This window comes from Bradyrhizobium sp. WSM4874 (assembly GCF_055811835.1).
The window spans coordinates 1-471 of sequence record NZ_JBVVPR010000209.1 but is presented as its reverse complement, the minus strand read 5'-3'; the positions used below and the strand labels follow the sequence as shown (position 1 = coordinate 471).

General features: G+C 65.2%; 1 protein-coding gene. It reads left to right on the top strand.

The window, feature by feature from the left end; all coding sequences use genetic code 11:
• Positions 1 to 471: reverse transcriptase domain-containing protein (locus AC0L3P_RS40070; protein ID WP_473309471.1), on the top strand; the 471-nt coding region annotated here is incomplete at both ends.

Here is a 471-nt window from a genome sequence, read left to right as displayed (position 1 = left end):
CATAGAGCTGTGGCTGCGGGCCGGCGTTCTTGAGAGCGGCGAGAAGCAAGAAACGGACAGGGGTACCCCGCAAGGGGCGGGCATCAGTCCGCTCCTCGCCAACATCTTTCTGCACTACATCCTCGACCTCTGGACCCATCAATGGCGCCGTCGCCGCGCACGCGGTCGCGTTGTGGCCGTGCGCTATGCGGACGACTTCGTCATGGGCTTCGAGAGCAAGGCGGATGCGCAGGAGATGCTCTTGGCCCTCAAGGCGCGGCTGGCCAGCTTTGGCCTGATGCTTCATGAGGGCAAGACGCGGTTGATCGAGTTCGGTCGGTTTGCGGCCCTCTCGCGTCAGCGGCGCGGCGAGCGGCGACCCGAGACCTTCGCCTTCCTCGGCTTCACCCACTATTGCGGGCGGACCCGGGACGGCCGGTTTATCGTGAAGCACAAGACGGAAGGGAAACGCCTGACGCGCAAGCTGACGGC